Origin of the sequence: Rubrivivax sp. JA1055 (assembly GCF_020966565.1) — a bacterium.
Taxonomy (GTDB): Bacteria; Pseudomonadota; Gammaproteobacteria; order Burkholderiales; family Burkholderiaceae_C; genus Rubrivivax; species Rubrivivax benzoatilyticus.
Window position 1 is genome coordinate 285,548 of sequence record NZ_JAJKFP010000001.1, and the last position, 26,646, is coordinate 312,193.

25 protein-coding genes are annotated in these 26,646 nt (G+C 69.0%); 11 read left to right on the forward strand and 14 right to left on the reverse strand.

What is annotated here, in order from left to right; genetic code table 11:
* The first annotated feature begins 18 nt into the window (after positions 1 to 18).
* From urtB to LOC65_RS01225, 8 genes are all read left to right on the forward strand, one after another.
* On the forward strand, positions 19 to 1,590 hold the full coding sequence (gene urtB, locus LOC65_RS01190; protein WP_230246301.1) for an urea ABC transporter permease subunit UrtB: 1,572 nt from the start codon (positions 19 to 21) through the stop codon (positions 1,588 to 1,590).
* Positions 1,591 to 1,714: 124 nt separating this feature from the next.
* Positions 1,715 to 2,773, forward strand: a complete 1,059-nt coding sequence (gene urtC / locus LOC65_RS01195; RefSeq protein WP_164963198.1) for an urea ABC transporter permease subunit UrtC — start codon at positions 1,715 to 1,717, stop codon at positions 2,771 to 2,773.
* Positions 2,770 to 3,648: an urea ABC transporter ATP-binding protein UrtD gene (gene urtD, locus LOC65_RS01200; RefSeq protein WP_230246302.1), complete on the forward strand. Its 879-nt coding sequence runs from the start codon at positions 2,770 to 2,772 to the stop codon at positions 3,646 to 3,648. Before urtC ends, urtD begins: the two co-directional genes overlap by 4 nt.
* A gap of 207 nt (positions 3,649 to 3,855) precedes the next feature.
* The gene (urtE, locus tag LOC65_RS01205) at positions 3,856 to 4,548 is read left to right on the forward strand and encodes an urea ABC transporter ATP-binding subunit UrtE (protein ID WP_230246303.1); all 693 of its coding nucleotides are present in this window, start codon (positions 3,856 to 3,858) and stop codon (positions 4,546 to 4,548) included.
* 53 nt (positions 4,549 to 4,601) lie between these two features.
* Complete coding sequence (locus LOC65_RS01210) at positions 4,602 to 4,877, forward strand: type II toxin-antitoxin system ParD family antitoxin (RefSeq protein ID WP_009856080.1); 276 nt, start codon at positions 4,602 to 4,604, stop codon at positions 4,875 to 4,877.
* Positions 4,874 to 5,197, forward strand: coding sequence for a type II toxin-antitoxin system RelE/ParE family toxin (locus LOC65_RS01215; RefSeq protein ID WP_230246305.1), 324 nt, complete (start codon positions 4,874 to 4,876; stop codon positions 5,195 to 5,197). Before LOC65_RS01210 ends, LOC65_RS01215 begins: the two co-directional genes overlap by 4 nt.
* A 15-nt stretch (positions 5,198 to 5,212) precedes the next feature.
* On the forward strand, positions 5,213 to 5,974 hold the full coding sequence (locus LOC65_RS01220; protein WP_230246307.1) for a hypothetical protein: 762 nt from the start codon (positions 5,213 to 5,215) through the stop codon (positions 5,972 to 5,974).
* Positions 5,975 to 6,123: 149 nt separating this feature from the next.
* Positions 6,124 to 7,221, forward strand: coding sequence for an NAD(P)-dependent alcohol dehydrogenase (locus tag LOC65_RS01225; RefSeq protein ID WP_230246309.1), 1,098 nt, complete (start codon positions 6,124 to 6,126; stop codon positions 7,219 to 7,221).
* 1,358 nt (positions 7,222 to 8,579) lie between these two features.
* Here the strand turns inward: LOC65_RS01225 and LOC65_RS01230 are convergent.
* The 4 genes from LOC65_RS01230 to LOC65_RS01245 form a co-directional block, all read right to left on the reverse strand.
* Entirely contained in the window at positions 8,580 to 9,749 is a 1,170-nt protein-coding gene (locus LOC65_RS01230; RefSeq protein WP_230246311.1) for a hypothetical protein, read from the reverse strand.
* On the reverse strand, positions 9,739 to 10,683 hold the full coding sequence (locus LOC65_RS01235) for a protein kinase domain-containing protein (RefSeq protein WP_230246312.1): 945 nt from the start codon (positions 10,681 to 10,683) through the stop codon (positions 9,739 to 9,741). The genes LOC65_RS01230 and LOC65_RS01235 overlap by 11 nt, the downstream gene beginning before the upstream one ends.
* An 87-nt stretch (positions 10,684 to 10,770) precedes the next feature.
* Positions 10,771 to 11,754: a nuclease-related domain-containing protein gene (locus LOC65_RS01240; RefSeq protein WP_230246313.1), complete on the reverse strand. Its 984-nt coding sequence runs from the start codon at positions 11,752 to 11,754 to the stop codon at positions 10,771 to 10,773.
* Positions 11,755 to 12,234: 480 nt separating this feature from the next.
* Positions 12,235 to 14,367, reverse strand: coding sequence for a TonB-dependent siderophore receptor (locus LOC65_RS01245; protein WP_230246314.1), 2,133 nt, complete (start codon positions 14,365 to 14,367; stop codon positions 12,235 to 12,237).
* 135 nt (positions 14,368 to 14,502) lie between these two features.
* Between LOC65_RS01245 and LOC65_RS01250 the strand changes: the two genes are divergently transcribed.
* The gene (locus tag LOC65_RS01250) at positions 14,503 to 14,679 is read left to right on the forward strand and encodes a hypothetical protein (protein WP_009856072.1); all 177 of its coding nucleotides are present in this window, start codon (positions 14,503 to 14,505) and stop codon (positions 14,677 to 14,679) included.
* Positions 14,676 to 15,827, forward strand: a complete 1,152-nt coding sequence (locus LOC65_RS01255; protein WP_230246315.1) for a PepSY domain-containing protein — start codon at positions 14,676 to 14,678, stop codon at positions 15,825 to 15,827. The genes LOC65_RS01250 and LOC65_RS01255 overlap by 4 nt, the downstream gene beginning before the upstream one ends.
* A gap of 6 nt (positions 15,828 to 15,833) precedes the next feature.
* On the opposite strand, the gene LOC65_RS01260 is transcribed toward LOC65_RS01255, so the two are convergent.
* Entirely contained in the window at positions 15,834 to 16,667 is an 834-nt protein-coding gene (locus tag LOC65_RS01260; protein ID WP_230246316.1) for an urease accessory protein UreD, read from the reverse strand.
* A gap of 63 nt (positions 16,668 to 16,730) precedes the next feature.
* Positions 16,731 to 18,230, reverse strand: a complete 1,500-nt coding sequence (locus tag LOC65_RS01265; protein ID WP_009856069.1) for a PLP-dependent aminotransferase family protein — start codon at positions 18,228 to 18,230, stop codon at positions 16,731 to 16,733.
* Positions 18,231 to 18,383: 153 nt separating this feature from the next.
* On the opposite strand from LOC65_RS01265, the gene LOC65_RS01270 reads away from it, so the two are divergent.
* Entirely contained in the window at positions 18,384 to 18,695 is a 312-nt protein-coding gene (locus LOC65_RS01270) for a DUF2917 domain-containing protein (RefSeq protein ID WP_230246318.1), read from the forward strand.
* Here LOC65_RS01270 and LOC65_RS01275 read toward each other — a convergent pair.
* The 8 genes from LOC65_RS01275 to LOC65_RS01310 form a co-directional block, all read right to left on the reverse strand.
* A complete protein-coding gene (locus tag LOC65_RS01275; protein ID WP_230246319.1) occupies positions 18,625 to 19,110 on the reverse strand; it encodes a nucleoside deaminase in 486 nt (161 codons plus the stop codon). The two genes, LOC65_RS01270 and LOC65_RS01275, sit on opposite strands and share 71 nt — an antisense overlap.
* A gap of 36 nt (positions 19,111 to 19,146) precedes the next feature.
* Positions 19,147 to 19,917 (reverse strand): ABC transporter permease, encoded by a 771-nt coding sequence (locus LOC65_RS01280; RefSeq protein WP_009856066.1) that lies wholly within the window; start codon positions 19,915 to 19,917, stop codon positions 19,147 to 19,149.
* Between the two features lie 15 nt (positions 19,918 to 19,932).
* Positions 19,933 to 20,745, reverse strand: a complete 813-nt coding sequence (locus LOC65_RS01285) for an ABC transporter ATP-binding protein (protein ID WP_230246320.1) — start codon at positions 20,743 to 20,745, stop codon at positions 19,933 to 19,935.
* Positions 20,742 to 21,785 carry an ABC transporter substrate-binding protein gene (locus tag LOC65_RS01290; RefSeq protein ID WP_230246321.1) on the reverse strand — a complete coding sequence of 348 codons (1,044 nt, stop codon included), beginning with the start codon at positions 21,783 to 21,785 and terminating at the stop codon, positions 20,742 to 20,744. Before LOC65_RS01290 ends, LOC65_RS01285 begins: the two co-directional genes overlap by 4 nt.
* Positions 21,786 to 21,884: 99 nt before the next feature.
* Complete coding sequence (locus LOC65_RS01295) at positions 21,885 to 23,141, reverse strand: M20/M25/M40 family metallo-hydrolase (RefSeq protein WP_230246322.1); 1,257 nt, start codon at positions 23,139 to 23,141, stop codon at positions 21,885 to 21,887.
* Positions 23,138 to 24,910: a 2-oxo-4-hydroxy-4-carboxy-5-ureidoimidazoline decarboxylase gene (uraD, locus tag LOC65_RS01300; protein WP_230246323.1), complete on the reverse strand. Its 1,773-nt coding sequence runs from the start codon at positions 24,908 to 24,910 to the stop codon at positions 23,138 to 23,140. Before uraD ends, LOC65_RS01295 begins: the two co-directional genes overlap by 4 nt.
* Positions 24,907 to 25,872, reverse strand: a complete 966-nt coding sequence (gene puuE, locus LOC65_RS01305) for an allantoinase PuuE (protein ID WP_230246325.1) — start codon at positions 25,870 to 25,872, stop codon at positions 24,907 to 24,909. The genes uraD and puuE overlap by 4 nt, the downstream gene beginning before the upstream one ends.
* The gene (locus tag LOC65_RS01310) at positions 25,869 to 26,600 is read right to left on the reverse strand and encodes a GntR family transcriptional regulator (RefSeq protein WP_230246327.1); all 732 of its coding nucleotides are present in this window, start codon (positions 26,598 to 26,600) and stop codon (positions 25,869 to 25,871) included. The genes puuE and LOC65_RS01310 overlap by 4 nt, the downstream gene beginning before the upstream one ends.
* Between the last annotated feature and the right edge of the window lie 46 nt (positions 26,601 to 26,646).

Sequence of the window (26,646 nt, forward strand, 5' to 3'; positions counted from 1 at the left end):
TCTCCCACCGGGCCTGCCGTGCTCCAACGACTTCTTCTCTGCCTCGCGCTGCTGCTGCCGCTGGCCGCCCAGGCGCTGACGCCCGAGCAGGCGGCGCGCATCGCCGCGGGCGACGGCGACGAGCGCATCGCGGCGCTCGGCGAGGCCGTCGCCGCCGGCGACCCGGCGCTCGCGCCCTTCGTGCAGGCCTTGCTCGACGACGCCGTCAAGGTGGCCGGCGGCAAGGCCTACGTCTTCGACGGCAGCGACACGCGCCTGGCCGGCACGGCCCAGGTCGTCGCGCTGCCCGACGACGCCGAGGACGTGGTCAACAACAACCGCATGCGCCGCGAGCTCGAAGCCGCGCTGGCCGGCCTGCGCCTGTTCTCCACCGACCGCGCCGAACGCGCCGCGGCCATCGAGGCGCTGAAGGACGGCGTCGACGAGAGCCGCCTGCCGCTGCTGGAAAAAGCCGAGGCCGCCGAGCCCGACGCGGCGCTGAAGTCGCGGCTGGCGATGCTGAAGGCCAGCGCGCTGATCACCGCCGACGACCCGGCCAAGCGCCTGGCGTCGGCGAGACTGCTGGCCGACAGCCCCGAGCCGGCGACGCGCTCGCTGCTGCTGGAACGCCTGCAGGCCGAGACCGACGCTGGCGTGAAGGGCGCGCTCGTCACCTCGCTGGACCGCGTCGAATCGCGCCTGGCCTGGGGCGAACGCCTGGGCATCGTCTTCACCGGCATCAGCCTGGGCTCGATCCTGCTGCTGGCCGCACTCGGCCTGGCCATCACCTACGGCCTGATGGGCGTCATCAACATGGCGCACGGCGAGCTGATCATGATCGGCGCCTACGCGACCTACGTCGTGCAGGGCGTGTTCCGCACCTGGCTGCCGGGCGCCTTCGACTGGTACGTGGTCGCGGCGATCCCGGTTGCGTTCCTGACCAGCGCGCTGGTCGGCGCGGTGCTGGAGCGCAGCGTCATCCGCTTCCTCTACGGCCGGCCGCTGGAGACGCTGCTGGCCACCTGGGGCATCAGCCTGATCCTGATGCAGACCGTGCGCTCGCTGTTCGGCGCGCAGAACGTCGGCGTCGAGAACCCGGCCTGGCTGTCGGGCGGCGTGCAGCTGCTGCCGAACCTGGTGCTGCCCTACAACCGCCTCGCGATCATCGTCTTCGCCGGCCTGGTGCTGGCCGGCGTGGCGCTGCTGATCGGCAAGACGCGCCTGGGCCTCTTCGTGCGCGGCGTGACGCAGAACCGGCGCATGGCCGCCTGCGTCGGCATCGACACGGCGCGTGTCGACACCTACGCGTTTTCGCTCGGCGCCGGCATCGCCGGGCTGGCCGGCTGCGCGCTCAGCCAGGTCGGCAACGTCGGCCCCGACCTGGGCCAGGGTTACATCGTCGACTCCTTCATGGTCGTCGTGCTCGGCGGCGTCGGCCAGCTCGCCGGCACGGTCTACGCCGGCCTGGGCCTGGGCGTGCTGAACAAGCTGCTCGAAGGCTGGCAGGGCGCGGTGCTGGCCAAGATCACCGTGCTCGTCTTCATCGTCGTGTTCATCCAGAAACGGCCGCAGGGCATCTTCGCCTTGAAGGGCCGCAGTGCGGAGGCTTGAGGAGATGGAACCGATGCAGGAACCCGCCCTCACCCCCCGCCCTCTCCCGCCAGCGGGAGAGGGAGCCAAGCCCGCTCCGCCGGCATCGTCTTCCTCCCTCTCCCGCTGGCGGGAGAGGGTCGGGGTGAGGGCCGGTGTTCTCGCCGCCACCATCACCATCACCACCGTCGTCCCGCTGCTGAACCTCGTCGTGCCCGAGACCAGCGCGCTGCACCTCAGCGACTACGCCGTCAGCCTGCTCGGCAAGATCCTCTGCTACGCGATCTGCGCGCTGGCGATGGACCTGATCTGGGGCTACACCGGCATCCTGTCGCTGGGCCACGGGCTGTTCTTCGCGCTCGGCGGCTACGCGATGGGCATGTACCTGATGCGCCAGATCGGCAGCGACGGCCAGTACCGCAGCACGCTGCCCGACTTCATGGTCTTTCTCGACTGGAAGGAGCTGCCCTGGCACTGGGCCTTCAGCGACTCCTTCGTCTTCCAGATGGCGATGGTGGTGCTGGTGCCCGGGCTGCTGGCGCTGGTGTTCGGCTTCTTCGCCTTCCGCTCGCGCATCAAGGGCGTGTACTTCTCGATCATCACGCAGGCGCTGACCTTCGCCGCGATGCTGCTGTTCTTCCGCAACGAGACCGGCTTCGGCGGCAACAACGGCTTCACCGACTTCAAGCGCATCCTCGAGCTGCCGATCGCCACCTCGGGCATGCGGGTCGCGCTGTGCGTCATCAGCGGCCTGGTGCTGATCGGCTTCTTCGTGATGGCGCGTGCCATCGTCACCAGCAAGTACGGGCGTGTGCTGCAGGCCATCCGCGACGCCGAGAGCCGGGTGATGTTCACCGGCTACAACCCGCTGGCCTACAAGCTGAGCATCTGGACGCTGTCGGCGGTGATGTGCGGCGTGGCCGGCGCCTTGTACGTGCCGCAGGTCGGCATCATCAACCCCGGCGAGATGAGCCCGGCGGCGTCGATCGAGATCGCGATCTGGACGGCCGTCGGCGGCCGCGCGACGCTCATCGGCCCGATCGTCGGCGCCTTCTTCGTCAACGGCGCCAAGAGCTGGTTCACCGTCGCCTTCCCCGAGTTCTGGCTGTTCTTCCTGGGCGCGCTGTTCATCGCGGTGACGCTGTTCCTGCCCCAGGGCCTGGTCGGCCTGCTCAAGCGCCGGAACAAGGAGACGCGGCGATGACCCCGGACCTGATGAGCGCCGGCGCCGAGCGCCTGTCGCGGCTGCAGCAGCGCGAGGCCGAACGCGGCGGCTCGGGCGGGCGCAGCGCCGCCTGGGGCCGCGTGGCCGGCGCCGAGCCCGATTTCGCCCACGGCGTCGCGCTCTACGTCGAGGACGTCAGCGTCAGCTTCGACGGCTTCAAGGCGCTGAAGTCGCTGAGCCTGGCGATCGACGTCGGCGAGCTGCGCTGCATCATCGGCCCCAACGGCGCCGGCAAGACGACGATGATGGACTGCATCACCGGCAAGACGCGCCCCGACAGCGGCCGCGTCAGCTTCGGCAGCAACATCGACCTGCTGCGCCTGTCCGAGGCCGAGATCGCCCAGGCCGGCGTCGGCCGCAAGTTCCAGAAGCCGACGGTCTACGAGGAGCTGTCGGTCTTCGAGAACCTGGAGCTGGCGCTGAAGGCCGACCGCGGCGTGCGCTCGGCGCTGTTCTGGCGGCTGAACGGCGAGCAGCGCGACCGCATCGCCGAGGTGCTGGCGCTGATCCACCTGAAGGACGAGCTGGCGCGCACCGCCGGCCTGCTGAGCCACGGCCAGAAGCAGTGGCTGGAGATCGGCATGCTGCTGATGCAGGACCCGAAGCTGCTGCTGCTGGACGAGCCGGTGGCCGGCATGACCGACGAGGAGACCGAACGCACCGCCGAGCTGTTCCTGAGCCTGGAAGGCCAGCACAGCCTGGTCGTCGTCGAGCACGACATGAAGTTCGTCGAGCAGCTGACCGAAGGCCGCAAGACGGTGACCGTGCTGCACGAGGGCCGGGTGCTGGCCGAGGGCCGGCTGGCCGAGGTCCAGAACAACCCGGAAGTCGTCGATGTCTACCTCGGCCGCTGAGAGCGCTGCGCTGGCTGGCAGGCAGGGGTCAGGTCTCGCAAGACCTGACCCCGTCTTCGGTCTTCGACGCTGGCTGGGGCTGCTGGGGTCAGGTCTCACAAGACCTGACCCCGTCTTTCCGTCTTTCGGTCTCGCAACGCTGGCTGGGGTCAGGTCTCGCAAGTCCTGACCCCGTCCTGCCCCCGTCTTCACACACCTGACTCCAAGATGCTCCAAGTCGACGGACTGAACCAGTACTACGGCGGCAGCCACATCCTGCGCAACGTCGGCTTCGAGGCCAAGGTCGGCGAGGTGACGGTCGTGCTGGGCCGCAACGGTGTCGGCAAGACGACGCTGCTCAAGAGCCTGATGGGCGTGGTGCCGGTGAAGACCGGCACGGTGGCGCTGGACGGCGCCGACCTGACCAAGGCGACGAGCTACGAGCGTGTGCGCCGCGGCGTCGGCTACGTGCCGCAGGGGCGCGAGATCTTCGGCCGCCTGACGGTCGAGGAGAACCTGCGCATGGGCCTGGCGACGAAACCCGCCGGCACCGAGATCCCGGCCGAGCTCTTCGAGCTGTTCCCGGTCTTGAAGCAGATGCTCGCGCGCCGCGGCGGCGACCTGTCGGGCGGGCAGCAGCAGCAGCTGGCCATCGCGCGCGCGCTGGCTGCCGGCCCCAAGCTGCTGATGCTCGACGAGCCCACCGAAGGCATCCAGCCCAGCATCATCAAGGACATCGGCCGCGTCATCCGCATGCTGGCCGACCGCAAGACGATGGCCATCGTGCTCGTCGAGCAGTACTACGACTTCGCCGAGGAACTGGCCGACCATTACCTGGTGATGGAACGCGGCGAGATCGTCGCCCGAGGCCGCGGCGCCGACATGCAGGCCGACGGCGTGCGCCAGCGCATGTCGATCTGAGCGCCGGGCCGGCGGGCGGCGTAGGATTCAGTCCCACGCCACCGGAGACCGCCATGCGTTCGACCCAGCAGTTCAGCATCACGCTGCCGCACGAGATGGCCGACGCGGTGCGCGCCAAGGTCGCCTCGGGCCAGTACGCGACCGAGAGCGAAGTCATCCGCGACGGCCTGCGCGTGCTGCTGGCGCGCGACTCGGCGGTGGAGAAGTGGCTGCGCGAGGACGTGGCCGCGGCCTACGACGCGCTCGAGGCAGATCCGACGCGTGCGGTCAGCGTCGAAGAAGTCAGGGCCCATCTGGCCGCGCTGCACGCCGCCTCGAACGAACCATGATCCGCTACACCGTCGTCTTCTCGCACGAAGCGCGACGGCAGTTGGGTGCGCTGCAACGCTACCTCGCCCGAGAGGCTTCACCGGTCGTGGCCTCGCGCTACACCGCCGCCGTCGTCGACACCTGCGTCATGCTGTCGTCGTTTCCACATCGCGGAACACCACGACCCGAGATTCGGGCGGAGTTGCGGACGACGCATCACAAGGGACGCACCACGATCGCCTATCGCATCGCCGAGGATCGAAAGGAAGTGGTCGTGCTCGGGATATTTCACGGCGGTCAGGACCTCGAGTCCGCGCTGAACGAAGGTCCGGATATCTGACTCGTGTGCCGATCCATGTGCCCTTCAGAAGCCCTGCTCACCCGCCTCGACACCATCGCCCGCTCGCTGGCCGCCAGCGGCCAGGCGCTGGCCCTGATCGGCCTGGGTTCGGTGGGCCGCGAAACGGCGCGGCTGGACGCCTGGTCCGACCTGGACTTCTTCGCCATCGTCGAGCCCGGCGCCAAGGCGCGTTACCTCGACCACCTGGACTGGCTGGACGCCGCGCACCCGCTGGCCTGGCACTTCCGCAACACCGCAGACGGCCACAAGGCGCTGATGGCCGACGGCGTGTTCTGCGAGTTCGCGGTCTTCGAGCCGCAGGAGCTGGCCGCCATCCCGTTCGCGCCCGGCCGCCTGGTCTGGGCGCGCGACGGCGTCGACCCGGCGATCGTCGAGCCGCGCCGCCCGCTGCCGGCCGCCACGCTGCCCGACGAGACCTGGATCGTCGGCGAGGCGCTGTCCAACCTGCTCGTCGGCCTGCAGCGCTGGCAGCGCGGCGAAAAACTCAGCGCGATGCGCCTGGTGCAAGGCCACGCGCTGGACCGTCTGATCGAGCTGGACACGCTGCGCGCCGCCCCGGCGCCGGGTGACCCGTTCAACCGCGAACGCCGGCTCGAAGCCCGCCAGGCCACGCTGGCTGCCGAGCTGCCGGCGCTGGCGCCCGGCTACACGCAGACGCCGGCGGCCGCGCTGGCGCTGCTGGCCGCGCTGGAGCGCCGCGGCGCGCTGCTGAACGGCGCCGTGGTGGCCCGCATCCACGCGCTGGCCGGCGGCTGACGGCCCCACCCCGCCCACGCTTACCGGCTCGACGGCCCCCGGGGCGCGCGCGATCATGCGCCGCACGGGAGCGGCGCACCGCGCCCGGCCGGCGCCGGCGCACCCGCGGCGCATTCCGACAGACACCCCCCACGCTGAAGGAGAACCGCATGGCACGCACGATGAAAGCCGCCGTCTTCGTCGAGAAGGGCCGCATCGAACTGCGCGAGAAGCCCATCCCCGAGGTCGGCCCCAACGACGCGCTCGTCCGCATCACGACGACGACGATCTGCGGCACCGACGTCCACATCCTGAAGGGCGAATACCCGGTGGCACCGGGCCTGACGGTGGGCCACGAGCCGGTGGGCGTGATCGAGAAGCTGGGCTCGGCGGTCGTCGGCTACCAGGAAGGCCAGCGTGTGATCGCCGGCGCGATCTGCCCCAACTTCAACAGTTATGCCGCGATGGACGGCAAGCCCAGCCAGGACGGCAGCTACCTGATCCCGTCGGGCCGCTGCGGCTGCCACGGCTACAAAGCGACGGCCGGCTGGCGCTTCGGCAACCTGATCGACGGCACGCAGGCCGAGTACGTGCTGGTACCCGACGCCCAGGCCAACCTGGCGCCGGTGCCCGACGGCCTGAGCGACGAGCAGGTGCTGATGTGCCCGGACATCATGTCCACCGGCTTTGCCGGCGCCGAGAACGCCGGCATCCGCCTGGGCGACACGGTCGTGGTCTTCGCCCAGGGCCCGATCGGCCTGTGCGCCGCGGCCGGCGCGCGGCTGATGGGCGCCACCACGGTGATCGGCGTCGACGGCAACGACCACCGGCTGGAAGTGGCCCAGCAGATGGGCGCCGACGTGACGCTGAACTTCAAGCGCTGCGACGTCGTAGCCGAGGTGATGAAGCTGACCGGCGGCCGCGGCGCCGACGCCGCGATCGAGGCGCTGGGCACGCAGCAGACCTTCGAGGGCGCACTACGGGTGCTGAAGCCGGGCGGCACGCTGTCCAGCCTGGGCGTGTACTCCGAAGACCTGCGCATCCCGCTGGCGGCGTTTGCCGCCGGCCTGGGCGACCACACGATCAAGACCGCGCTGTGCCCCGGCGGCAAGGAACGCATGCGCCGGCTGATGAACGTCATCGAGGCCGAGCGGCTGGACCTGTCGCCAATGGTGACCCACCACTACCAACTCGACGACATCGTCGCGGCGTACGAGCTGTTCTCGCATCAGCGGGATGGGGTGTTGAAGGTGGCGCTGAAGCCCTGACCGCAGCACTGGCTCGATCATTTTGTTGGCGTCAACAAAATGATCGGCCACTGGTGCGCCGACATCGGCGCGTAGCGCCCCGCCCCCCACCCACCGGCAGCTCCGGCTTCGGCGGTCGGCCCTGCGGGCCGACTGCGCTGCGCTGCTCGGTTTCGCGGTCGCGCGGCCCAACTCGCTGCGCTCACTGCGTGAGCTCCGCTCAAACAGTCGGCCGCGAGTCAGATCACGTAGCGCGCTGAAGCGCGCCGACCGCGAACCCTGCGCTGCTCGCCGCCGAAAAGTCGCAGCCGGCGGGTGGGGAGCGGGGCGCTTCAGACAGCGGAACTGGCGCCAACCGCAGCTTAGCTGGCCCATACGCGCAATTGTCTAGAGCGCGCCGCCGGCTGGAAGTAACGAGCACATGGCGGCTGCCCGTTGTCACCTGAGAACTGGGCGCCCGGGAGTAGCCGGCTGGAAGAGCGCAGTTGCTCCTGCTCGGAAACGAGCAACCCAAGCATCAGTACCCTGCTCCACCTCTTAGCAGGATGGCAAGACACAGGTAGGGCAGCGCGTGAGCGTTGACAATGCCAACTATCGGAGTACATGGCGGTTCGCGTTCGCCGCGAACATGCAGGCAACCAGGTCGGAGGCAGATACGTGACGAAGAATCTTGAGGGCAGCATTGGGACATTAGGCCTTGAGCGAACCTCCCGAAGCGGTCGAAATCTCAAAAGCGCGTCGTTTCGATCAGAGGAAGATCTCACCCAGGCGTTTATCAAAATCCTCAGGCGTAGCACGCCAGGTGGTTGGGCTCTCCTTCGGGAGATTGACGCGGGGGTTGGTGTGGCCGACCTCGTTCTGGTGGAGTCGCAAAGAGAAATGCAGTCAGAGCTACGACTGCTACGGCAGGTTCCCCTTCGACTCGCACCTTTGCTCAATCCTGATGTCGCGAATCGCCTAACGTCTTTGTCAGAGTTCATGCAAGCCACAGGAATGTCTAGAACTTCGGCTCTGCGAAGCGTTAACGCTATGGCTGCCTTGAGGATGGCGAATCGTGATGGCGAAAGACTAAATATTAGGGCGATTCACTCGCAGCCATACCCACAAATAATCACAATCGAAGCAAAGCTCCGCGATTGGAAGAGAGCACTGACGCAAGCGTATCGCAACAGACAGTTTTGCACGCAATCATGGGTGATCATGGATGGGCACTACGCAGTGACCGATCTGGCAATTGCGTCATTTTCTCGGGCGCAAGTCGGACTAGCAACCTGCTCACCGGACGGACAACTGTACATTCATGTTCACGCGGAAACATTACCCCCAAGAAATACGCAGAGAAACTGGACAGCGCGCGCTGTTATTGCACGCTCCCCGCGTCAATTCTTGAGGCCACTCAAGTAAGAACTCCAGCCCGCCAAGTGCCCACCTTGCCCGTGACGCTCCAGATACACGTCCGCGCCCTTCAACTGCTGATACCAATGTCTGGCCATTTCGACACGCGACAGCAGGTACTCGATTCTCGCCTCAACTTGCATCGCACCCACCACATCAAGTTCCCGCTGCATTATCCTGAAGTAGTGCTTGTATAGCGGCGGCTGGTTAAATGTCGGCTCAACGGCTTGCGCGAGGGCTTGTTCACTGTGCTCTGTCGCCGCATACACAGCCTCCCAAACCTTGGGCGCCTTCAAACGGATATCCCGGGCATCGCCGAATTGCACCCAATTGAGCAGACCCGGCAAATATATTCTGGCCTTAGGCCCCCGCCGATCCTCCTCAGAAACCACAAATTTGTCGATGGAAAAAATTCGTGTGTTCTCGAATGCTCCGACGGTTAGCTCGATCTCATCAAGCATGCAGTACATCAGGCATTCACTATTCGTATAGCCAACCGTCAAAGCCAGACCAGTCTCTTGAATTTCATAAAAAAAATCATGCGCAGACCGCAGGAAATCGGAATCGCCCACCTGTTTAGTGTCCCGCACCTGCTGATACATAAGATAGACGTGATCCACCGCTGGATACGACGTAATCCAGTTCAATAGTCTAGTCCGAAATACTTGGTCTGCAATCATCGGTGCCGTGACCGCCAACGCCAGGGTTACAGGCTCACTGCCCGCCACCTCCATAAAAGCATCGACCGTAAATGCTCGCTGACGGTCCACGTAATCGGTGTATAGCTGATCAATGAACCTTGTCGGAACAACAATCCTGCGAAATCCTTGATCCCTCTGGAACCCAAGACATTGCTTCGCCACCTCAAGAGCCAGCGACTTAAACGAAGAAGTCTTAAAGCCACCCCCTACCGCTTCCGGGAAAAAGGGGTACTGAAGTAGTTTTGGCTTTTGGGAGCTTGGAAGGTAAAACTGCGGATCAAACATGGAGGCGGCACGAGTTTCCGCACTCAATTTAGCAACAGAATCTATTGACTGATGGAGCGGACTGAGGATCAGTCCTTCCCCGCACCCTTCATCTTCGAAGGATTGAATATTCCATTTAGCGTTATGTCCGACCTGATGAAGAAGATGAACACTCATATCAAATCCCAAGGATTAGATTTAGCTCATTGATGAGAGCTGCGGGTGTGCGAGGCCGCTGATACGGCGCCTTACGCAGCAGCGAATCAATCAGGGCGCAGGACCTCTCGTCCGCACAGCCCATTGAATTTATGGGCCTATGAGGCTGAGACTCGATAGCCAACGCGACCTCGTGCTCATACATACCTCCACGGAGCCTAAAAGGATGCACACCAGACAGCATCCTGTACATAAGAACGCCGATCGCAAAGAAGTCCGTTTTGAATGAAATCGCCTCCTTATCGTTGGCGATCTGTTCCGGCGCAGCATAGTCCACAGTCAAGGGAGCATTGCCCCAGCCTTCTCGAGTTATTCCAACCCCGCCGGTTTCGCGAGCAATACCGAGATCGATAACTACAACCGTTCCATCCCGCTTTAATAGAACATTGGCAGGCTTAATATCGCGATGAACAAATCGACGAGGATGAGACCATAGAGGCTCAAGAGCCCCAGCGATTCCGAGCGCGATCCGCGCTACATCTCGATGAGATCCGATATATGCATCGAGCAACTCAGATAGCGTATCGGATTCAATAAACTCCTCAATGCTCACATACAGAGATTCGGACAGAGCATCGTCGGTTAGCGGATTTTCTACATAGAGGTTCGAGAATAGTAACGCCGGGAATTGCGCCGGCTTGACTTCTCGTAGAATCCGACTCTCAGCCTCAAGCCGGGTCAACGCATCGGCGGATGCGCCTGCCACAACCTTCACCACCACTTTTCCCCATGCTTGCCATCCACGGAGAAATGTTGCTCCTTGAGGGATGTCGGCGGGGACAAGGGAATCATCAAAGAAGCCGAAGTAGACAACGCGCTGCCCGGATGTAGCAGCCACTTGAGTGATGACCAAGCTCGGCATGCACGCAAGGAGATCCGACCTTAGTTTTTCGCTGTCTTCCGGCATTTCACCTCCTCCGACCAAACGTTTGGCCGATTCCTTGACCAGACACTATTAAAAGTCAGTCGCCGCGTGAACGGGCACGCGATCCAATCATTTAATCGCCGCCTGATGCTCCCTACAATATTGCAACCCACCAAACCTTCTCTCGTTGTTCCAGCAAAACTTGCCTTCAGCGAACGAAATCTTGGCGCCGCAGGTCGCACAAATGAGTTTGCGACGCTCGGGCGCCGCGTCCTGAGGCGGAACGTCCGCCGCCGGTGAAGGTGCCGGCGCCTGCACGGGCGCCACAGGCTCCCGCCGCGGCGCGACAGCAGGCGCCACAGCAGCCACCGTCTCCCCCCTCGGCTTCATGAACTCCGGCAGCGCCAGCAGATCGCTCGGCCGGTGCTGACGCACCAGTTTGCGGGCGAACTCCTCGATGGTGTCGGCTCCTCGGATGTTCATCAGCGCACCGACGAAGCGCCCGGGCGTGAAGCTCGTGTTCTGCTGAAACTTCTCGTGCCACGCCCGGAACCCGTCGGCCTTGATGACGTTGCTCGTGTCGAAAGCCTTGGCCGGCGGGCGGTGGATCAGCGACGAGGGGCTGACGAGCACGCAGTGTTCGATCTGCGGTGCGCCGCCGTTGCGGCCGCAGATTTCCAGGCGGTCGAACAGCTTGCGCAGCGGGCCTTCGTGGCGGCGGCTCTGCTCCAGCGGCGACGGGATGCCGAACACACGTTCGCCGGAATACTCGACCGAGAACTCGCCGTGTTCGTTGATGCGCAGGTTGCCGTTGAAGTTCTTCGTCTCCAGCAGGTAGACGTAGAGGCTGCGCGTGATGATCAGGTGGTCGATCTGCACCACCTCGCCGTCGACCTGGAACCGCAGGTCGTGCAGCAGCATGCGGTCGGGGTCGTCCCGCAGGTAGTTGTCGAGGAAGTGCGCTGCATCGCGCTCGCCGGCGATGCCGCGTTTCAGGCGGAACTGCTCGTCACGCAGCCAGTCGCGCTGGCGGCGGTCCAACAGCGGGGATTTCTGCAAATCCTCGAGCAGTGCGAGCCGCTTCGACTTGTCGTCGGCGGACTTGATCAGCACGCGATGACCTCCCTGGTCACTTTTGCCAGGGATCATGCCACCGCGTTACGCCCGCACACAAAGCTTCGCCCGCCAGATGCGCGCGAACTGCGGCACACGGGGCGGGCGAATGGGGGGCTGATTCGGCGCGGTTTGCGCCAGATCTAGTCTGCTACCGGTGTCAGCTTGCGCCTGGCGCCCCGCGGGACATCGACGCGGCGGGCGGCAGCGGGGCGGTGGCCGCGCAAGCCAGGCGCGGCACCTTGCACGCGGTCTTCAACCCGACGCGACGAAGGCTGGAGCCCAAGACTGCGGTCGCCCGGCCGTCTTGCGGCCACAAATAGAAGCGCCCCGGGGAGCACCCGGGGCGTTGGTGGGCGCTCGTCCAGCGCCCCATTTCAGCCAGAACTTCCTTGGCTGCAGCAGATAGTGCAAGTACGTTTGCACTAAACAGCGGTTGCGGCCGTCCCGCGCCGCGCGCGCCGACCGGGCTCCGCCGCCTTACAGCTTGTAGTTCACCGTCACCGACACCTCCCGCGGCGCGCCGTAGATCGCGCCGTAGGACAGGCCGCCGATGTACTTCTTGTCGGTGACGTTGTCGACGTTCAGGCGCACGGTGGTGCGCTGCGTCAGCTCGTAGGCGGCGAAGGCGTTGGCCAGCAGGTACGAGCCCTGGTGCACGGTCGCGGCGCCGTTGCTGACGTCGGACTGCCAGCGCCCGCCCAGGCCCAGGCGCAGCTGCGGCGCCACGCGCGTGTCGAAGCGGAAGTTCACGGTGCTGCGCGGCACCCACAGGCTGGTGTCGTGGCCGTCCGGGCCGGTGAGCTTGAGGCGGGTGAAGCCCAGCGTCAGGCGGGTGTCGGTGCCCACGCGGCCGGTGGCCTCGGCCTCGAAACCGCGCGACTTGACGTCCCTGGGCACGTACCAGCCCTTGTTCGTCACCGGGCTGTTGGTCGGCATCGCCGTCGCCAGGCCCTTCTGCTCGGCGGTGAAGACGGCGAAGGTGGTCAGCAGCTTGCGGTCCAGCCACTCGGCCTTGACGCCGGCTTCGGTGTTGACGCCCTTCATCGGGTCCAGGTAGTTGCCGTAGTAATCGGCCTGGTCCTGGTTCTGGAAGATGGTGGAGTACGACACGTAGCCCAGCACGTCGGGCGTCAGGTCGTAGGTCAGGCCGGCGTAGGGGCTGGTCTCGGTGGTGTCCGGGTAGCTCACGCCGACGGCACCGGTGTTGCCGTAGCGGTTGGCACCCGAGCGCTGCAGCTTGATCGCGTTGACGCCGACGATGGCCTTCAGCCGCTCGGTCAGCGCCAGCCGCGACGCGGCGTACAGGCGCGTCAGCGTCTGCTCGCCGTCACGCTTGTCCTGCACCCCCAGCCACTCGGGCTCCGGATAGACGCCGTCGCCGTACGGGAAGGCCGGGAACGGCAGGTACAGGTAGGCGGGGTCGAAGCCCTGGGTGAGGGTCTGCGTCTCCTGGCGCGAGCGGCTCACGCCGGCGATCAGGCTGTGGCGGCGGCCGAAGGCGTCGAACTCGCCGCTGAGGTTCAGGTCGAACAGGTGGTTCGTCGTCTCGACGTCGGCGAAGTACGGCCAGCCGACGAGGCCGGTGTTGTCGGCGTTCAGGCCGGCACCCAGCACGAAGGCGTACAGCAGCTTGGCCTGCTCGGTGCTGCGGCGGTAGTTGTAGGTGGCCTTCAGCTCCCAGTCGGGCGACAGCTCGTGGCGGTACTCGACGAAGGCGTTGTTGGTGCGCTTGTCCCAGTAGGTCCACTCCTGCGAGGTCGACGACGAGCGGTCGAACTCGGCCTGGCCGCCGCCGGCGTAGTTCAGCGTCAGCGAGCCCCACATCGGCGAGTCCTGGTCCGAACGCTGGTGGCTGAAGCCGAAGGTCAGCATGCCGTGCTCGCCGACCTGGCCGTCGACGACGCCGTAGACGCTGCTGCGCAGGTCCTGCAGGCCGCGCAGGAAGGAGTCCTCGTCCTCGCGCGCGACGACCAGGCGGCCGGCCCACGAGCCGTCCTCGGCGAGCACCTTGTTGTAGTCCAGCGCCAGGCGGTGGCTGCCGTACGGGCCCCAGGTGACGTTGGCCTCGCCGCCGTCTTCGTTGGTGGGGCGCTTGCGCACGTAGTTGATCGTGCCCGAGGCGTTGCCGACGCCGGTCAGCAGGCCGTTGGCGCCGCGGATCAGCTCGATGCGCTCGAACAGGTAGCTGTCCTGCTGGCCGACGACGGTGCCCCAGTCGTTGCTCATGCCGACGCCGTCGATCTGCGTCAGCTGGATCTCGAAGCCGCGCGAGTTGTAGGCGGCGCGGTTGGTCTCGTACTGCTCGACGTTGATGCCGGTGCCCAGGCGCAGCGCTTCGTTGCTGCCGGTGACGCCGAAGTCCTCGATGTCCTGGCGGTCGACGGTGCTGATGGTCTGCGGCGTGTCCTTGATCTCCATCGGCAGGCCGGTGGCGCCCTTGGACACACGTTTGGCGCGCTTGGCGGTGACGAGGATCTTCTCTGCGCCGTCGTCGGCCGCGGCGGTGGTGGAGGTCGCGGCCGGGGCATCGGCCTGGGCTTGTGCCTGCGCCTGGGCGGCCAGCGTGCACACGGCGAGCGCGCAGGCGCTCAGGATCAGTTTGCGGGTCATGCGAGTCTTGGGGGTGGTGATCGGGCCGGCGCCGAGCCTGTCGGTCGGGCGGCGTCCTTCCTGCGGATGATAATGCTTCTCGTTTCCATTAACATCCGCAAACCGTCCTGTCGTATCGGCCACACGAAAGACCGCATGTCGCCTGAACTCCGCCGCCTCTGGGCCTGGCCGCTGGCCCTGGGCCTGCTCACCACCTCGGGCCTGCTGAGCGCGCTCGTCTCCGACGGCTGGGGCGACGCCTGGGCCTGGTTCGCGCTCGCGGTGCCGGTGGCCGTGGGCGGCTGGTTCTCGCTGGCGCGGGGGGCACGATGAAGGCCCGTTCGCTGCGCGCCTGGAGTTGGGTGCACACCTGGACCAGCCTGGTCAGCACGCTGTTCATGCTGCTGCTGTGCCTGACCGGGCTGCCGCTGATCTTCCACCACGAGATCGAGCACCTGGCGGGCGACGAGGTCGAGCTGCCGGTGCTGGCCGCACCGCAGGCCGCACGGCCGCTGGACGAGCTGATCGCCTCGGCGCGCGCGCTGTACCCGCAGCGTGTCGTGCAGTACGCCGCGCCCGACGAGGAAGAGCCGGCCATCTGGCACTTCACGCTGACGCCGACGCCGGCGCCCACCGACGACTACAAGTCGATCGCCGTCGACGCCCGCACGGCCGAGGTGCTGCGCGACGCGAAGACCGGCGAAGGCTTCATGTACTGGATGCAGCGCCTGCACATCGACCTGTTCGCCGGCCTGCCGGGCATGCTGTTCCTGGGTTTCATGGGGCTGCTGATGGTCGTGGCCATCGTCTCGGGCGTGGTGCTGTACGCGCCGTTCATGCGCCGGCTGGACTTCGGCACCGTGCGCCGCGAGCGTTCGGCGCGGCTGAAGTGGCTGGACCTGCACAACCTGCTGGGCATCGTGACGCTGGTCTGGGCCACGGTCGTCGGCTTCACCGGCGTCATCAACACCTGGGCCGACCCGCTGGTGAAGTACTGGCAGTACTCGCAGCTGAGCGCGCTGCTGGCGCCCTACGCCGGCCAGCCGCTGGTGCCCGAGGCCGAACGCGCCCCGGTGCAGAAGGCGCTGAATGCGGCGCTGGCGCACACGCCGGGCCAGCAGGTGTCCTTCCTCGCCTTCCCGGGCACGGCCTACTCCAGCCCGCACCACGTCACCGTCTTCCTGCGCGGCGACACGCCGCTGACGTCCAAGCTGCTGAAGCCGGTGCTGGTCGACGCACGCACGGCCACCGTCACCGCGTCGCCCGCGCTGCCCTGGTACCTGACGGCGCTGCTGATCTCGCAGCCGCTGCACTTCGGCGACTACGCCGGCATGCCGATGAAGATCCTCTGGGCGCTGCTCGACGTCGCGACCATCGTCGTGCTGGGCAGCGGGCTGTACCTGTGGCTCAAGCGCCGCGCGACACGCACGCGCGAGGCCGCCATCGGCGAGACCGAGGACGGGGTGCCGGCGCTGACTTGAGACGCCTCAGGTCCGCCAGATGCGCGGCGGGTTCGGCGCCAGACCCCAGAGCACCCGCCGCCAGGCGGCACGCAGCTTGACGGCCAGCGCCATCGCCGGCTCGACACGGTCGGCCAGCACACGCGCCACGACCACCGGCGCGTGCGGCGACGTGACGCCGGCGGTGGCGGCCAGCGCGTCGCCGTCGATCACCTCGCGCGCGGCCTCGACCAACGCCGTGCGCCGCGCGGCGTCGAAGCCGGCGCCGCCGGCGGCGCAGAACAGCGTGCCCAGCACACGGTGGCCGGCGAAGCCGCAGGGGCCGTCGAGCAGCACGCGGTCGTCGCCGGCCACGACGCCGGCATCCAGCCAGACACCTGGCAGCTCGCAACGCTGGGCGTAGCGCCCGGCGTCGAAGCTCTCGCCGGCCGCCGGCAGGCCCAGCGCCAGCAGGTCCCAGGCGATGGCCTCGGCGCCCGGCGCCAGGCGCAGGCTCAGGGCGTTGTCGGCCAGGCAGGCGCGGTGGGCGATGGTCTCCATCGGCAGCCATTCCAGGCGCGCGCCGACGGCGAGCTCGAAGCTCACGCGCTGGCGCGCGGTCTCGCCGGCGCTGCGGTAGAAGCGTGTCGCGCCGGGGGTCGTCAGCACGGCGTGCGTGCCTTCGGCCAGCGTCGCGTCGAGCTCCAGCACGTCGCCACCGACGATGCCGCCGGGCGGGTGCACCAGCACGTGGTGGCAGATGCCGGGGCCTTCGGGGTACAGCCGCTGCAGCACACGCAGCGGGCCGTGGTGGCGGTCCAGCGCGATGCAGCGCTCGCCGTCGCGGCGGTAGTCGATGCGGAGGTGGCCGTGCCAGCCCATGCGAGGCGGGCACGCAGCGCCCGGGAGTGAGTGGGGACGGCCGAGTGTAGGAGAGCGCGGCGCTCAGGCCGCGCGCGGCTCGTCGTTGGCGGCGCGCGGCGCGGCCGGGCGCGCGCCCTCGGCCGCCAGCGCGCAGGCCAGCGCACCGACACGCGTGATGGCGCCGCGGTAGCTGTCGTCCCAGTCGCCGCCCAGGCTCAGCCGCAGGCAGTGGCGATAGCGGTCGCTGGCGCTGAACATCGTGCCCGGCGCGATGCAGATGCCGGCGGCGAGCGCACGGCGGAAGAGCTCGATCGAGTCCACTGCAGCCGGCATCTCGACCCACAGCATGATGCCGCCGGCCGGATCGGTGACGCGGCTGCCACGCGGGAAGTGCGCGGCGACGAGCTCGCGCGCCTCGGCCATGCGCGGGCCCAGCGCCCGCCGCAGCCGGCGCAGCCCCGGTTCGTAGCCGGGCTGGTTCAGCAGATCGGCCATCGCCATCTCGACGATGCCGGTGTTGCCGCCGCCGAAGGCCGGCTTGATGCGCCGCACCTCGGCGCCGTAGCGCCCGGCCTCGATCCAGCCGACACGCAGCCCCGGCGCCACGGTCTTGGCGAAGGAGCCGCAGACCATCACCAGGCCATCGGTGTCGAAGGACTTCACCGCACGGCGGTGTTCGTCGCGTTCGGCGAGGTCGTTGTAGATCACGTCCTCGATCATCGGCACCTGGTGCCGCGCCAGCAGTTGCGCCAGGCGCCGGCGCTCGCCCACCGGCATGCAGGCGCCCAGCGGGTTCTGCAGCGTCGGCACGGCCAGCAGCGCCCGCACCGGCTGCGTCTGCAAGGCCAGCGCCAGCGCGTCCACCGACAGGCCGTGGCGCGGGTGCGTCGGGATCTCCAGCGCGCGCAGGCCCTGGGCCTCGAGGATCTGCAGAAAGCCGAACGAGGTGGGCGACTCCAGCGCCACGGTGTCGCCGGGCCGGGTGACGGCGCGCAGGCCCAGCGCGATGGCCTCGTTGCAGCCGCCGGTGGCGACGATGTCGCGGGCGTCCAGCGTCAGCCCCATCGCGAGTGCACGGCGCGCGATCGCGCGGCGCAGCGTCTCCTCGCCGAAGCTGCCGGGATAGTGCGTCAGCAGCGCACGGTGGCGCAGCGCCGCCTGGCTGACGGCGCGGCGGATGCGTGCGCCCGGGTACAGCGCCGACGCCGGGCAGGCGGCACCCAGCGAGACGACGCCGGGCGCACCCAGCATCTGGATCATCAGCTCGTACAGCGAGGCGATGTCCACCGCCAGCGGCGCTTCGGGCGGCGACGAGGTGCCGGGCTCGGCCAGGCGCATGCCACGCGGCGCGGCGGCGACGAAGTAGCCCGACTTGGGCCGCGCCTGCACGAGCTGTTCGTCTTCCAGCGCACGGTAGGCCTGCAGCACGGTGGCCACCGACACCAGCTGCTCGCGCGCCGCCTGGCGCACCGACGGCAGGCGCGCGCCGGCCGGCAGCGTGCCGCCGCGGATGGCGCCGGCCAGGTGGTCGGCGAGGCGGCGGTACAGCGGGCGGGCGGCGTCGGCTGCGGTGGCGGGCATGCGTCCATTGTGGGCGCGGCGCGGGGCCGCGGACCGGTACAGCCGCGGCCCGAACAGGCCAGCACAGCCGCACGCCGGCGCCGATCTGTGCCGGTGAAGCCTGCGCCGCGCTGTGGCTGGCGGCCACCCGGCCGCGCCCCGAGCATCAGCGCCATGGACACCACCGCCCTCCTCCTCGCTCCCGGCCAGGCGCTGACGCTGCCGCCGGGCCCCGCCGGCCGCCGGCTGCGTGTGCTGCAGGGGCGGATCTGGCTGACGGCCCGCGGCTGCGCCGACGACGAGGTGCTGGCCGCCGGCGCCGAGCACGTGCTGCCGGCCGGCAGCCGCGGCGCGCTGGTCGTCGAGGCGCTGGACGGCGCGGTGCGCGCCGAGCTGCTGGCGCCCGGTGCGGCGCCTAAGCCCGCCGCCAGAAGTCCCGGTGCAGCGCCGCGATCTCCGGAACTGCGGCCGGCACCGGGCCGATGACCTCGATGTCACGCTGCCCGCGTGCGAAGACCTCGCGGCAGGGCAGGTCCAGCGTCGGGTTCTCGGGGTGGGCGCCGGTCAGCGCCAGCAGCTCGCGCTCTTCCATGCCGTAGACCAGCCGGCCGATGCCGGCCCAGTACTGGGTGCCGGCGCACATCGCGCAGGGCTCGACGGTCGTCACCAGCGTGCAGCCCGCCAGGTAGGTCGGCTCCCAGCGCCGCGCGGCTTCACGCGCCAGCACGGCCTCGGCGTGTTCGACGGCGCTGACGTTGCCCTGCTCCAGCAGCACGGTGTCGCCGTCGGGGCCGACGAGCACGGCGCCGAACGGGTGCCGGCCTTCGGCCAGCGCCCGCGCGGCGACCTCGTTGGCCCGGCGCAGCCAGGCGAGCAGGCGGTCGGGCGCAGGCGTCGTCATGCCGGCGATGCTAGCGACGGCGCCCTCACGCCGGGCTCAGTGGTTCTGCGAGCCGCGGTGGGCCCAGCTCGTCGTGCGCTTCTCGATCCACGAGAACAGCTCGTACATGACCATCGCCATCGCGCCGATCGTCACCAGCCCGGCGAAGGCCAGCGGCATGCGCTGCTGGCTGCCGGCGGTCTGCATCAGGTAGCCGATGCCGGAGTCGCCGGCCGTCATCTCGGCGAGCACGGTGCCGACGAAGGCCAGCGTGATCGCGATCTTCAGCGAGCCGTAGAAGTACGGCAGCGAACGCGGCAGGCCGACCTTGACGAGCACGTCCCAGCGTCTGGCGCCCAGCACCCGCAGCACGTCCTCCAGCTCCGGCTCCAGCGTCGCCAGGCCGGTGGCGATGTTCACCGTGATCGGGAAGAACGAGATCAGGAAGGCCGTCAGGATGCCCGGCCCCAGGCCGATGCCGAACCAGACGACGAGGATCGGCACGATGGCCGCCTTGGGCACGGCGTTGAAGCCGACCAGCAGCGGATACAGCGCGGCGTAGGCGGCGCGCGAGCTGCCGACCAGGAAGCCGAGCATCACGCCGACGACGATGGCCAGCGCGAAGCCGAGCATCGTCACCCAGAAGGTCTTCCAGGCGGCCTCGAGCAGCGGGCCGCCGAACTCGACGAACTCGCGGCCGATCTGGATCGGGCTCGGGAAGATGAACTCGGGGATGTCGAAGCCGGCGACGAACAGCTCCCACAGCAGCAGCAGCAGCGCCAGCAGGCCCCAGGGAGCCCAGCGTTCGAAGTTCTTGCCCAGTTTCATGTGCACCTCAGGGCTTCACTGCGGGACGGCGACGCCGCTCTTGCGGATCGCACCGATGTGGCCGCGCAGCTCGTGCACGATCTCGGTGAACTCGGGCGTGTAGGTCACTTCCAGGTCGCGCGGGCGCGGCAGGTCGATCTCGCGCCGCACGACGAAACGCCCCGGGCTCTTGCTCATCACGTAGACGGTGTCGGCGAGGAACACGCTCTCGCGCAGGTCGTGCGTGACGAGGATGACGTTGAACTTCTGCGCCGCCTGCAGGTCGCGCAGCGTGCACCACAGCTCCTCGCGCGTGAACGCGTCGAGCGCGCCGAAGGGCTCGTCGAGCAGCAGCATCTTCGGCTCGTGGATCAGCGCGCGGCAGATGCTGGCGCGCTGCTGCATGCCGCCGGAGAGCTGCCACGGGTACTTGTCCTCGTAGCCGGCGAGGCCGACGCTGGCCAGCAACCTGCGCGCCTTCTCGACGTACTCGGCCTTCTTCGCGCGGAAGCTGCTGCGGTAGGGCTCGACGATCTCCAGCGGCAGCAGCACGTTGGCCAGCGTCGTGCGCCAGGGCAGCAGGCTGGGCGCCTGGAAGGCCATGCCGGTGATCTTCAGCGGGCCGTCGACCTCGCGCCCGCCGATGATGACCGTGCCGCGGCTGGGCCGCCTCAGGCCCGTCGCCAGCTTCATGAACGTCGACTTGCCGCAGCCCGACGGCCCGACGATGGCGATGAACTCGCCTTCGTCGACCTGCAGCGTGATGTCCTCGACGGCGAACTGGCCCTGGGCCAGCAGCTCGTCGTTGTACGCGAGCCAGACCTCGCGGAAGTCGACGAAGGCGCTCACTTCTTGACCGGCGGGAGGATGTTGAGCTCGGCCTTGGCCGGCAGGTAGGCGTCGGTCCAGACGGCGGAGGCGTCGACCCGCGTCTTCGTCGCGAAGGCGTCGGACACCTGCGAGGCCATCAGCGCCAGACGGCCCGGCACGGCCTGGCCGAAACCTTCGGCACGGGCGTCGGGGCTGGCGACGACCGAGTCGATCGCCATCTTCAGCCGGCGCTGCTCGAGCGCGACGTTGATGATGCCGTCACGCGCCTTGACGTACTGGATCGAGGCGTCGGGGTTGGCGATCACCTCCTTGGCGCCCTTGGCGAAGGCCGACAGGAAGGCCTTCACCGCCGCCGGGTTCTCCTTCAGCAGCTTGGGGCTGGCGATGATGACGTTGCCGTAGAGCTTCACGCCGTGCTGGGCGTAGGGCAGCACGACGATGTCCTGCGTCTTGACGCCGCGCGCCTCGAGGTTGAGCAGCGAGGTGAACGAGAAGCCGGTGATCGCGTCGACATCGCCGCGCGCGAGCATCGTCTCGCGCAGCGGCGGGTCCATGCTGACCCAGGTGACGTTGGCGACGCCGTTGGCCTTCGCGAAGATCGGCCAGCCGCGGCGGCCGGCGTCGAACACCGGGGCGCCGAGCTTCTTGCCGGCGAGGTCGGCGGGCTTGCCGATGCCGCTCTTCTTCAGCGCCAGCACCGCGGCCGGCGTGTTGTTGTAGACCATCATCACCGCGACCGGCTTGTTCGCCGCGTCGGGGTTGTTGGCGTGGAACTCCATCAGCGCCGCCATGTCGGCGAAGCCCATGTCGTAGGTGCCGGAGGCCACGCGCGTGACGGTGCCGCCCGAGCCGTTGCCGGCGTCGATGCTCACGTCCAGGCCGGCGGCCTTGTAGTAGCCCTTGGCCTGCGAGGCCAGGAACAGCGCCGCCGGGCCTTCGAAGCGCCAGTCGAGCTGGAATTTGATCGGCGTGGCGGCCTGGGCGAGGGCCAGCGCGGGCGCGGCGAGCAGCGCGCCGGCGGCGAGGAGGGTGCGGCGCTTCAGCGGGAACGAGGTCATGTCGGGCGGGCTCCTGGAGGACGTGAACGGGAACTTCTGTATGCAAAAGGCAAGTTCCGTGCTCACCCGCGACGACCCCGCCGCGTGCCGGCGCCGCCGCTATGCGCCGCCGCGGTGCACCGGCGCGGACAGCAGGTCGAACAAGGTGCGTGCGACGACCCGCGTGGCGCCGCGCAGGTCGGCCAGCTCGAGGTGCTCGTCGGCGCGTTTGGCGTTGCTCTCCAGCACGGTGCGCGGGCCGGCGCCGTAGATGACGGCCGGCACGCCGCGTGCACCGTACAGGCGCACGTCGGTGTACAGCGGCGTGCCCGAGACCTCGACCGGGTGGCCGAACACGTCTTGCGCATGGCGCTGCAGCGCGGCCACCAGCGCGCCGTTGCCGGCCTGGGGCTTCAGCGCCTGGGCCAGCAGGATGCGGCGGATCTCGACGCGCACGCCCGGCGACGCGGCCACCGCGGCTTCGATCAGCGCGCGCACCTCGGCCTCGACCTCGGCGGCGTCTTCCTCGGGGATCATGCGGCGGTCGAGCTTGAGCACCACCTTGCCGGGCACGACGTTGGTGTTGCTGCCGCCTTCGATGCGGCCGACGTTGAGGTACGGGTGCGTGATGCCGGCGACCTGCGAGCGGCGGCCGCGCAGCACGTCGTTGTGGGCGTAGAGCGCGGCCAGCAGCCGGGTCGCCGCCTGCAGCGCGTCGACGCCGGTCTGCGGGTAGGCGGCGTGCGAGGCCAGGCCGTGCAGCGTCACCTCCAGCTGCAGGCAGCCGTTGTGCGCGGTGACGACCTGGTGGCTGAAGCCGGCGGCGATCAGCAGGTCGGGTTTCGTCAGCTCGTGCTGCAGCAGCCAGCCGGGGCCGAGTTCACCGCCGAACTCCTCGTCGTAGGTGAAGTGCAGCTCCACCGCGCCGGCCAGCGGCCCGCCCAGCGACTCCAGCGCGCGCAGCGCGAAGGTGTAGGTGGCGAAGTCGCTCTTGCTGACCGCCGACGCGCGGCCGTAGAGCCGGCCGCCGACGACGGCACCGCCGTACGGGTCCTGCGTCCAGCCTTCACCCGGCGGCACGACGTCGCCGTGCGCGTTGAGCGCGATCGTCGGGCCGCCGGCGGCGAAACGCCGGCGCACGATCAGGTTGGTGATCGACTGCAGGCCGCAGGCCTGCACCTGCTCGGCCGGCACCGGGTGGGCCTCGGCTTCGTAGCCGAAGGCGGCGAGCAGCTCGGCGGTGCGTTCGGCGTGCGGCGCGTTGTCGCCCGGCGGCGTGTCGGTGGGCACGCGCACCAGTTGCTGCAGGAAGGCCACTTCGTCGTCGAAGTGGGCGTCGATCCAGGCGTCGAGCGCGGCGTAGGCGGTGGAGGTCATTCGCGGGCGAGTTGGTCGAGCAAGGTGGCGAAGGCGGCGACGGCGAGTTCGGCGTCGTCGTCGGTCACGGTTTCGAGCGGGTTGTGGCTGATGCCGAGTTCGCCGCCGCGCACGAAGAGCATGGCCTGCGGCATCAGCCGGTGCAGCGTCATCGCGTCGTGGCCGGCGCCGCTGGGCAGGCGCTGCACCGGCAGGCCGAGCGCGGCGACGGCGGCTTCCCAGCGCGCTTGCCAGGCCGGCGAACTGGGCGCGGCCGGGGCCTGCATCGTCGGCGTCAGCGTGCAGTCGACGCCACGGCGGAACGCGATCTCGGCCAGGTCGGCGAGGACCGCGTCGGCCACCGCGTCGCGCGCGGCGTCGGTCGTCGCGCGCACGTCCAGGCTGATGCGGCAGCGCCCGGGCACGACGTTGATCGAGCCGCCGGGCACCTCGACGATGCCGACGGTGGCCACCGCGTCGGGCACGGCGGCGGCGCGGCGTTCGGCAGCGAGCACGAACTCGGCGGCGGCGGCGGCGGCGTCGCGGCGGCGGTCCATCGGCGTCGTGCCGGCGTGGCTGGCCAGACCGGTGATCTGCCCGGTCCAGCGCCGGCTGCCGTTGATCGACGTGACGACGCCCAGCGGCAGGTCGAGCTCGGCGAGCACCGGGCCTTGTTCGATGTGGACCTCGACGAAGCCGAGGTAACGCGCCGGGTCGCGGCGTTCGGCGGCGATGGCGTCCATCGTCGCCGGCAGGCCGGCGGCGCGCATCGCCTCGCGCATCGTGATGCCGGCGGCGTCGGCCTGGTCCAGCCAGGCGGGGTCGAAGTCGCCGGTGAGCGCGCTGGAGCCGAGGAAGGTGGCGGCGTAGCGCTGGCCCTCCTCTTCGGCGAAGGCGACGAGCTCGATCGCGAACGGCAGCCGCCGGCCTTGGGCCTTCAGCGCGGCGACGGCTTCGAGCGCGACGAGGATGCCCAGCCGGCCGTCGTGGCGGCCGGCGTTGCGCACGGTGTCGTAGTGGCTGCCGGTCAGCAGCCGCGGCGCGTCGGGCGTGGCGCCGTCGTAGACGCCGACGACGTTGCCGACCGCGTCTTCACGCACCGAGTCGAAGCCGCACTCGTGCATCCAGCGGGCGAGCAAGCGCGCGCAGTCGCGGTGCGCGGCGCTGAGGTAGGTGACGGTCAGCTCGCCACGCTCGGCGTACGGCGGCTCGCTGAACGCGGCCAGCGCCGCGGCGCGGTCCCAGACGGCGCGGCCACGCAGCGGCGGCGCGGCCAGCTTCTCGGCGAGGCGGACCTCGGCGATGCGGTGCACCTGGCGCAGGCCCTCGGCGAACTCGACGTCGGGGTGCGAAGCCAGCCGGCGCTGCAGCGTCGCGATGATCTCGCCGCGCGTGAGCCCGCTGCCGCGTGGCCCGCGCACCGCGACGATGAACGGCCAGCCGAATCGCGCGTTGTAGGCCGCGTTCAGGCGCTGGATGGTCGCGAACTCCTCGGGCGTGCAGGCGGTGAGGCCGGCGCGCTGCTGCTCGCCGCTGCTCTCGGCGGTCAGCGTGCCGGCGACCATCGCCTTGCCGGCGAGTTCCGGGTGGGCGCGCAGCAGCGCCAGTTGCGCATCACGGCCACCGGCGCGCACGGCCTGGATCAGCGCGTGTTTCAGCGCGGCGAGCGTGGCGAACGGCCTCGCCTCCCAGGCCACCGCGGCGATCCACGGCGAGTGTTCGTAGACACCGTCGAGCAGCGCGACGAACTCGTCACGCGATGCGGCGTTGAGTGCGGCCAGCGTCGTCATCGGCCGTCCCAGACGTGGGCGGTGGACGCGTCGAACGGGTGGTGTTCGGCCCAATGGCGCGCGATGTCGATGCGGCGGCAGACCCAGACGCCGTCGTGGCGGCCGATGTGGTCGAGGAAACGCTGCAGCGCCGCGATGCGCGCCGGCCGGCCGAGCACGCGGCAGTGCATGCCGATGCTCATCATCTTCGGCCGGTCCAGGCCCGCCGGGTCGCCTTCGGCGTACAGCGCGTCGAAGCTGTCGCGCAGGTAGGTGGTGAAGTGCTCGGCGGTGTTGAAGCCCTGCACCTGCACGCAGCGCATGTCGTTGGTGTCCAGCGAGTACGGCACGACGAGCTGCGGCGCCAGGCCGCCGTCGCTCTTGCGCACGTTGAGCCAGAACGGCAGGTCGTCGCCGTAGTAGTCGCTGTCGTAGGCGAAGCCGCCGTGGTCGGCGACGAGGCGGCGTGTGTTGGGGCTGTCGCGGCCGGTGTACCAGCCCAGCGGCCACTGGCCGTTCGTCAGGCGGCGGATCTTCTGCACCGCCAGCGCGAGGTGCTCGCGTTCGACCGCCTCGTCGACCGCCTGGTAGTGGATCCAGCGCAGGCCGTGGCTGGCGATCTCGTCGCCACGGTCCAGGAAGACCCGGGCCATCTCGGGGTAGCGCTCCAGCGCGTCGGCGACGCCGAAGATCGTCAGCGGCAACCCGCGACGGTCGAACTCGCGCAGGATGCGCCAGACGCCGGCACGCGACCCGTACTCGTACATCGACTCGATCGTCATGTGCCGGTTCGGGAAGGGCTGGGCGTTGATCAGCTCGGAGAGAAAGGTCTCGCTCGCCGGGTCGCCGTGCAGCGGGTTGTTCTCGCCGCCTTCCTCGTAGTTCAGCACGAAGGAGACGGCGATGCGCGCGCCGCCCGGCCAGCGGGCGTGCGGGGGGTTGCGGCCGTGGCCGCGCAGGTCGCGTGCGTAAGGTGTGCTCATGCGGCGGGTCTCAGCAGGTCGGCGAGGTCGCCGACTCTCGGTTGGCGTTGCAGGTTGCCGACGACGTTGCCCAGGTGCTCGGCCATCAGGCGCGCGGCGGCGGCGGCGTCGCGGCGCTCGATGGCGTCGACGATCAGCACGTGCTCGTCCTGCGAATGGCCGGCGGCGTCGGCCGACTGGTACATCAGCGCGATCAGCGAGCAGCGGCTCAGCAGGTCGGCCAGCAGCTCGGCGAGCACGGCGTTGCCCAGGCACTCGGCGAGCACGACGTGGAACTGCGCCAGCAGCCGCGTGCGGCCGGCGACGTCATGCCGGCGCACGGCGTCGGCCTCGGCGGCGAGGTGGGCACGCAGGCGCAGGACGTGGGCCGGCTCGGCCCGCGCGCAGAGCTCGCGCACCATGCCGGTCTCCAGCAGGCGGCGGGCGTCGAAGACCTGGCGCGCTTCGTCGACGCTGGGGCGGGCGACGAAGGCGCCGCGGCCGGGCTCCAGCGTCACCAGGCGGTCGCGGCTCAGGCGGTTGAGCGCCTCGCGCACCAGCGTGCGCGAGACGCCGAAGAGGTCGGCCACCGCCTGCTCGGCGAGCTTGGTGCCGGGCATCAGCCGGCGCTCGACGATGGCGGTGGTGATCGTGTCGACGATCTGCTGCGTCGTCGCGCCGGCGCCGGGCGCACGCTTGGGCGCCTCGTCGGGCGCGAGCGGCAGGGGGTCGGCGGGGCGGCGCGGCATCGGTGTGGCGGGAGTCGCCGATTAGTGTATACACTTTGGTCGACAA

What these genes read in the sequence shown, in the direction of transcription:
- urtD (WP_230246302.1), top strand. Translation starts at nt 2,770, where the DNA reads ATGACCCCGGACCTGATGAGCGCCGGCGCCGAGCGCCTGTCGCGGCTG.
- urtE (WP_230246303.1), top strand. Translation starts at nt 3,856, where the DNA reads ATGCTCCAAGTCGACGGACTGAACCAGTACTACGGCGGCAGCCACATC.
- LOC65_RS01210 (WP_009856080.1), top strand. Translation starts at nt 4,602, where the DNA reads ATGCGTTCGACCCAGCAGTTCAGCATCACGCTGCCGCACGAGATGGCC.
- LOC65_RS01215 (WP_230246305.1), top strand. Translation starts at nt 4,874, where the DNA reads ATGATCCGCTACACCGTCGTCTTCTCGCACGAAGCGCGACGGCAGTTG.
- LOC65_RS01220 (WP_230246307.1), top strand. Translation starts at nt 5,213, where the DNA reads ATGTGCCCTTCAGAAGCCCTGCTCACCCGCCTCGACACCATCGCCCGC.
- LOC65_RS01225 (WP_230246309.1), top strand. Translation starts at nt 6,124, where the DNA reads ATGGCACGCACGATGAAAGCCGCCGTCTTCGTCGAGAAGGGCCGCATC.
- LOC65_RS01235 (WP_230246312.1), bottom strand. Translation starts at nt 10,683, where the DNA reads ATGCCGGAAGACAGCGAAAAACTAAGGTCGGATCTCCTTGCGTGCATG.
- LOC65_RS01245 (WP_230246314.1), bottom strand. Translation starts at nt 14,367, where the DNA reads ATGACCCGCAAACTGATCCTGAGCGCCTGCGCGCTCGCCGTGTGCACG.
- LOC65_RS01250 (WP_009856072.1), top strand. Translation starts at nt 14,503, where the DNA reads ATGTCGCCTGAACTCCGCCGCCTCTGGGCCTGGCCGCTGGCCCTGGGC.
- LOC65_RS01255 (WP_230246315.1), top strand. Translation starts at nt 14,676, where the DNA reads ATGAAGGCCCGTTCGCTGCGCGCCTGGAGTTGGGTGCACACCTGGACC.
- LOC65_RS01260 (WP_230246316.1), bottom strand. Translation starts at nt 16,667, where the DNA reads ATGGGCTGGCACGGCCACCTCCGCATCGACTACCGCCGCGACGGCGAG.
- LOC65_RS01265 (WP_009856069.1), bottom strand. Translation starts at nt 18,230, where the DNA reads ATGCCCGCCACCGCAGCCGACGCCGCCCGCCCGCTGTACCGCCGCCTC.
- LOC65_RS01270 (WP_230246318.1), top strand. Translation starts at nt 18,384, where the DNA reads ATGGACACCACCGCCCTCCTCCTCGCTCCCGGCCAGGCGCTGACGCTG.
- LOC65_RS01275 (WP_230246319.1), bottom strand. Translation starts at nt 19,110, where the DNA reads ATGACGACGCCTGCGCCCGACCGCCTGCTCGCCTGGCTGCGCCGGGCC.
- LOC65_RS01280 (WP_009856066.1), bottom strand. Translation starts at nt 19,917, where the DNA reads ATGAAACTGGGCAAGAACTTCGAACGCTGGGCTCCCTGGGGCCTGCTG.
- LOC65_RS01290 (WP_230246321.1), bottom strand. Translation starts at nt 21,785, where the DNA reads ATGACCTCGTTCCCGCTGAAGCGCCGCACCCTCCTCGCCGCCGGCGCG.
- LOC65_RS01295 (WP_230246322.1), bottom strand. Translation starts at nt 23,141, where the DNA reads ATGACCTCCACCGCCTACGCCGCGCTCGACGCCTGGATCGACGCCCAC.
- uraD (WP_230246323.1), bottom strand. Translation starts at nt 24,910, where the DNA reads ATGACGACGCTGGCCGCACTCAACGCCGCATCGCGTGACGAGTTCGTC.
- puuE (WP_230246325.1), bottom strand. Translation starts at nt 25,872, where the DNA reads ATGAGCACACCTTACGCACGCGACCTGCGCGGCCACGGCCGCAACCCC.
- LOC65_RS01310 (WP_230246327.1), bottom strand. Translation starts at nt 26,600, where the DNA reads ATGCCGCGCCGCCCCGCCGACCCCCTGCCGCTCGCGCCCGACGAGGCG.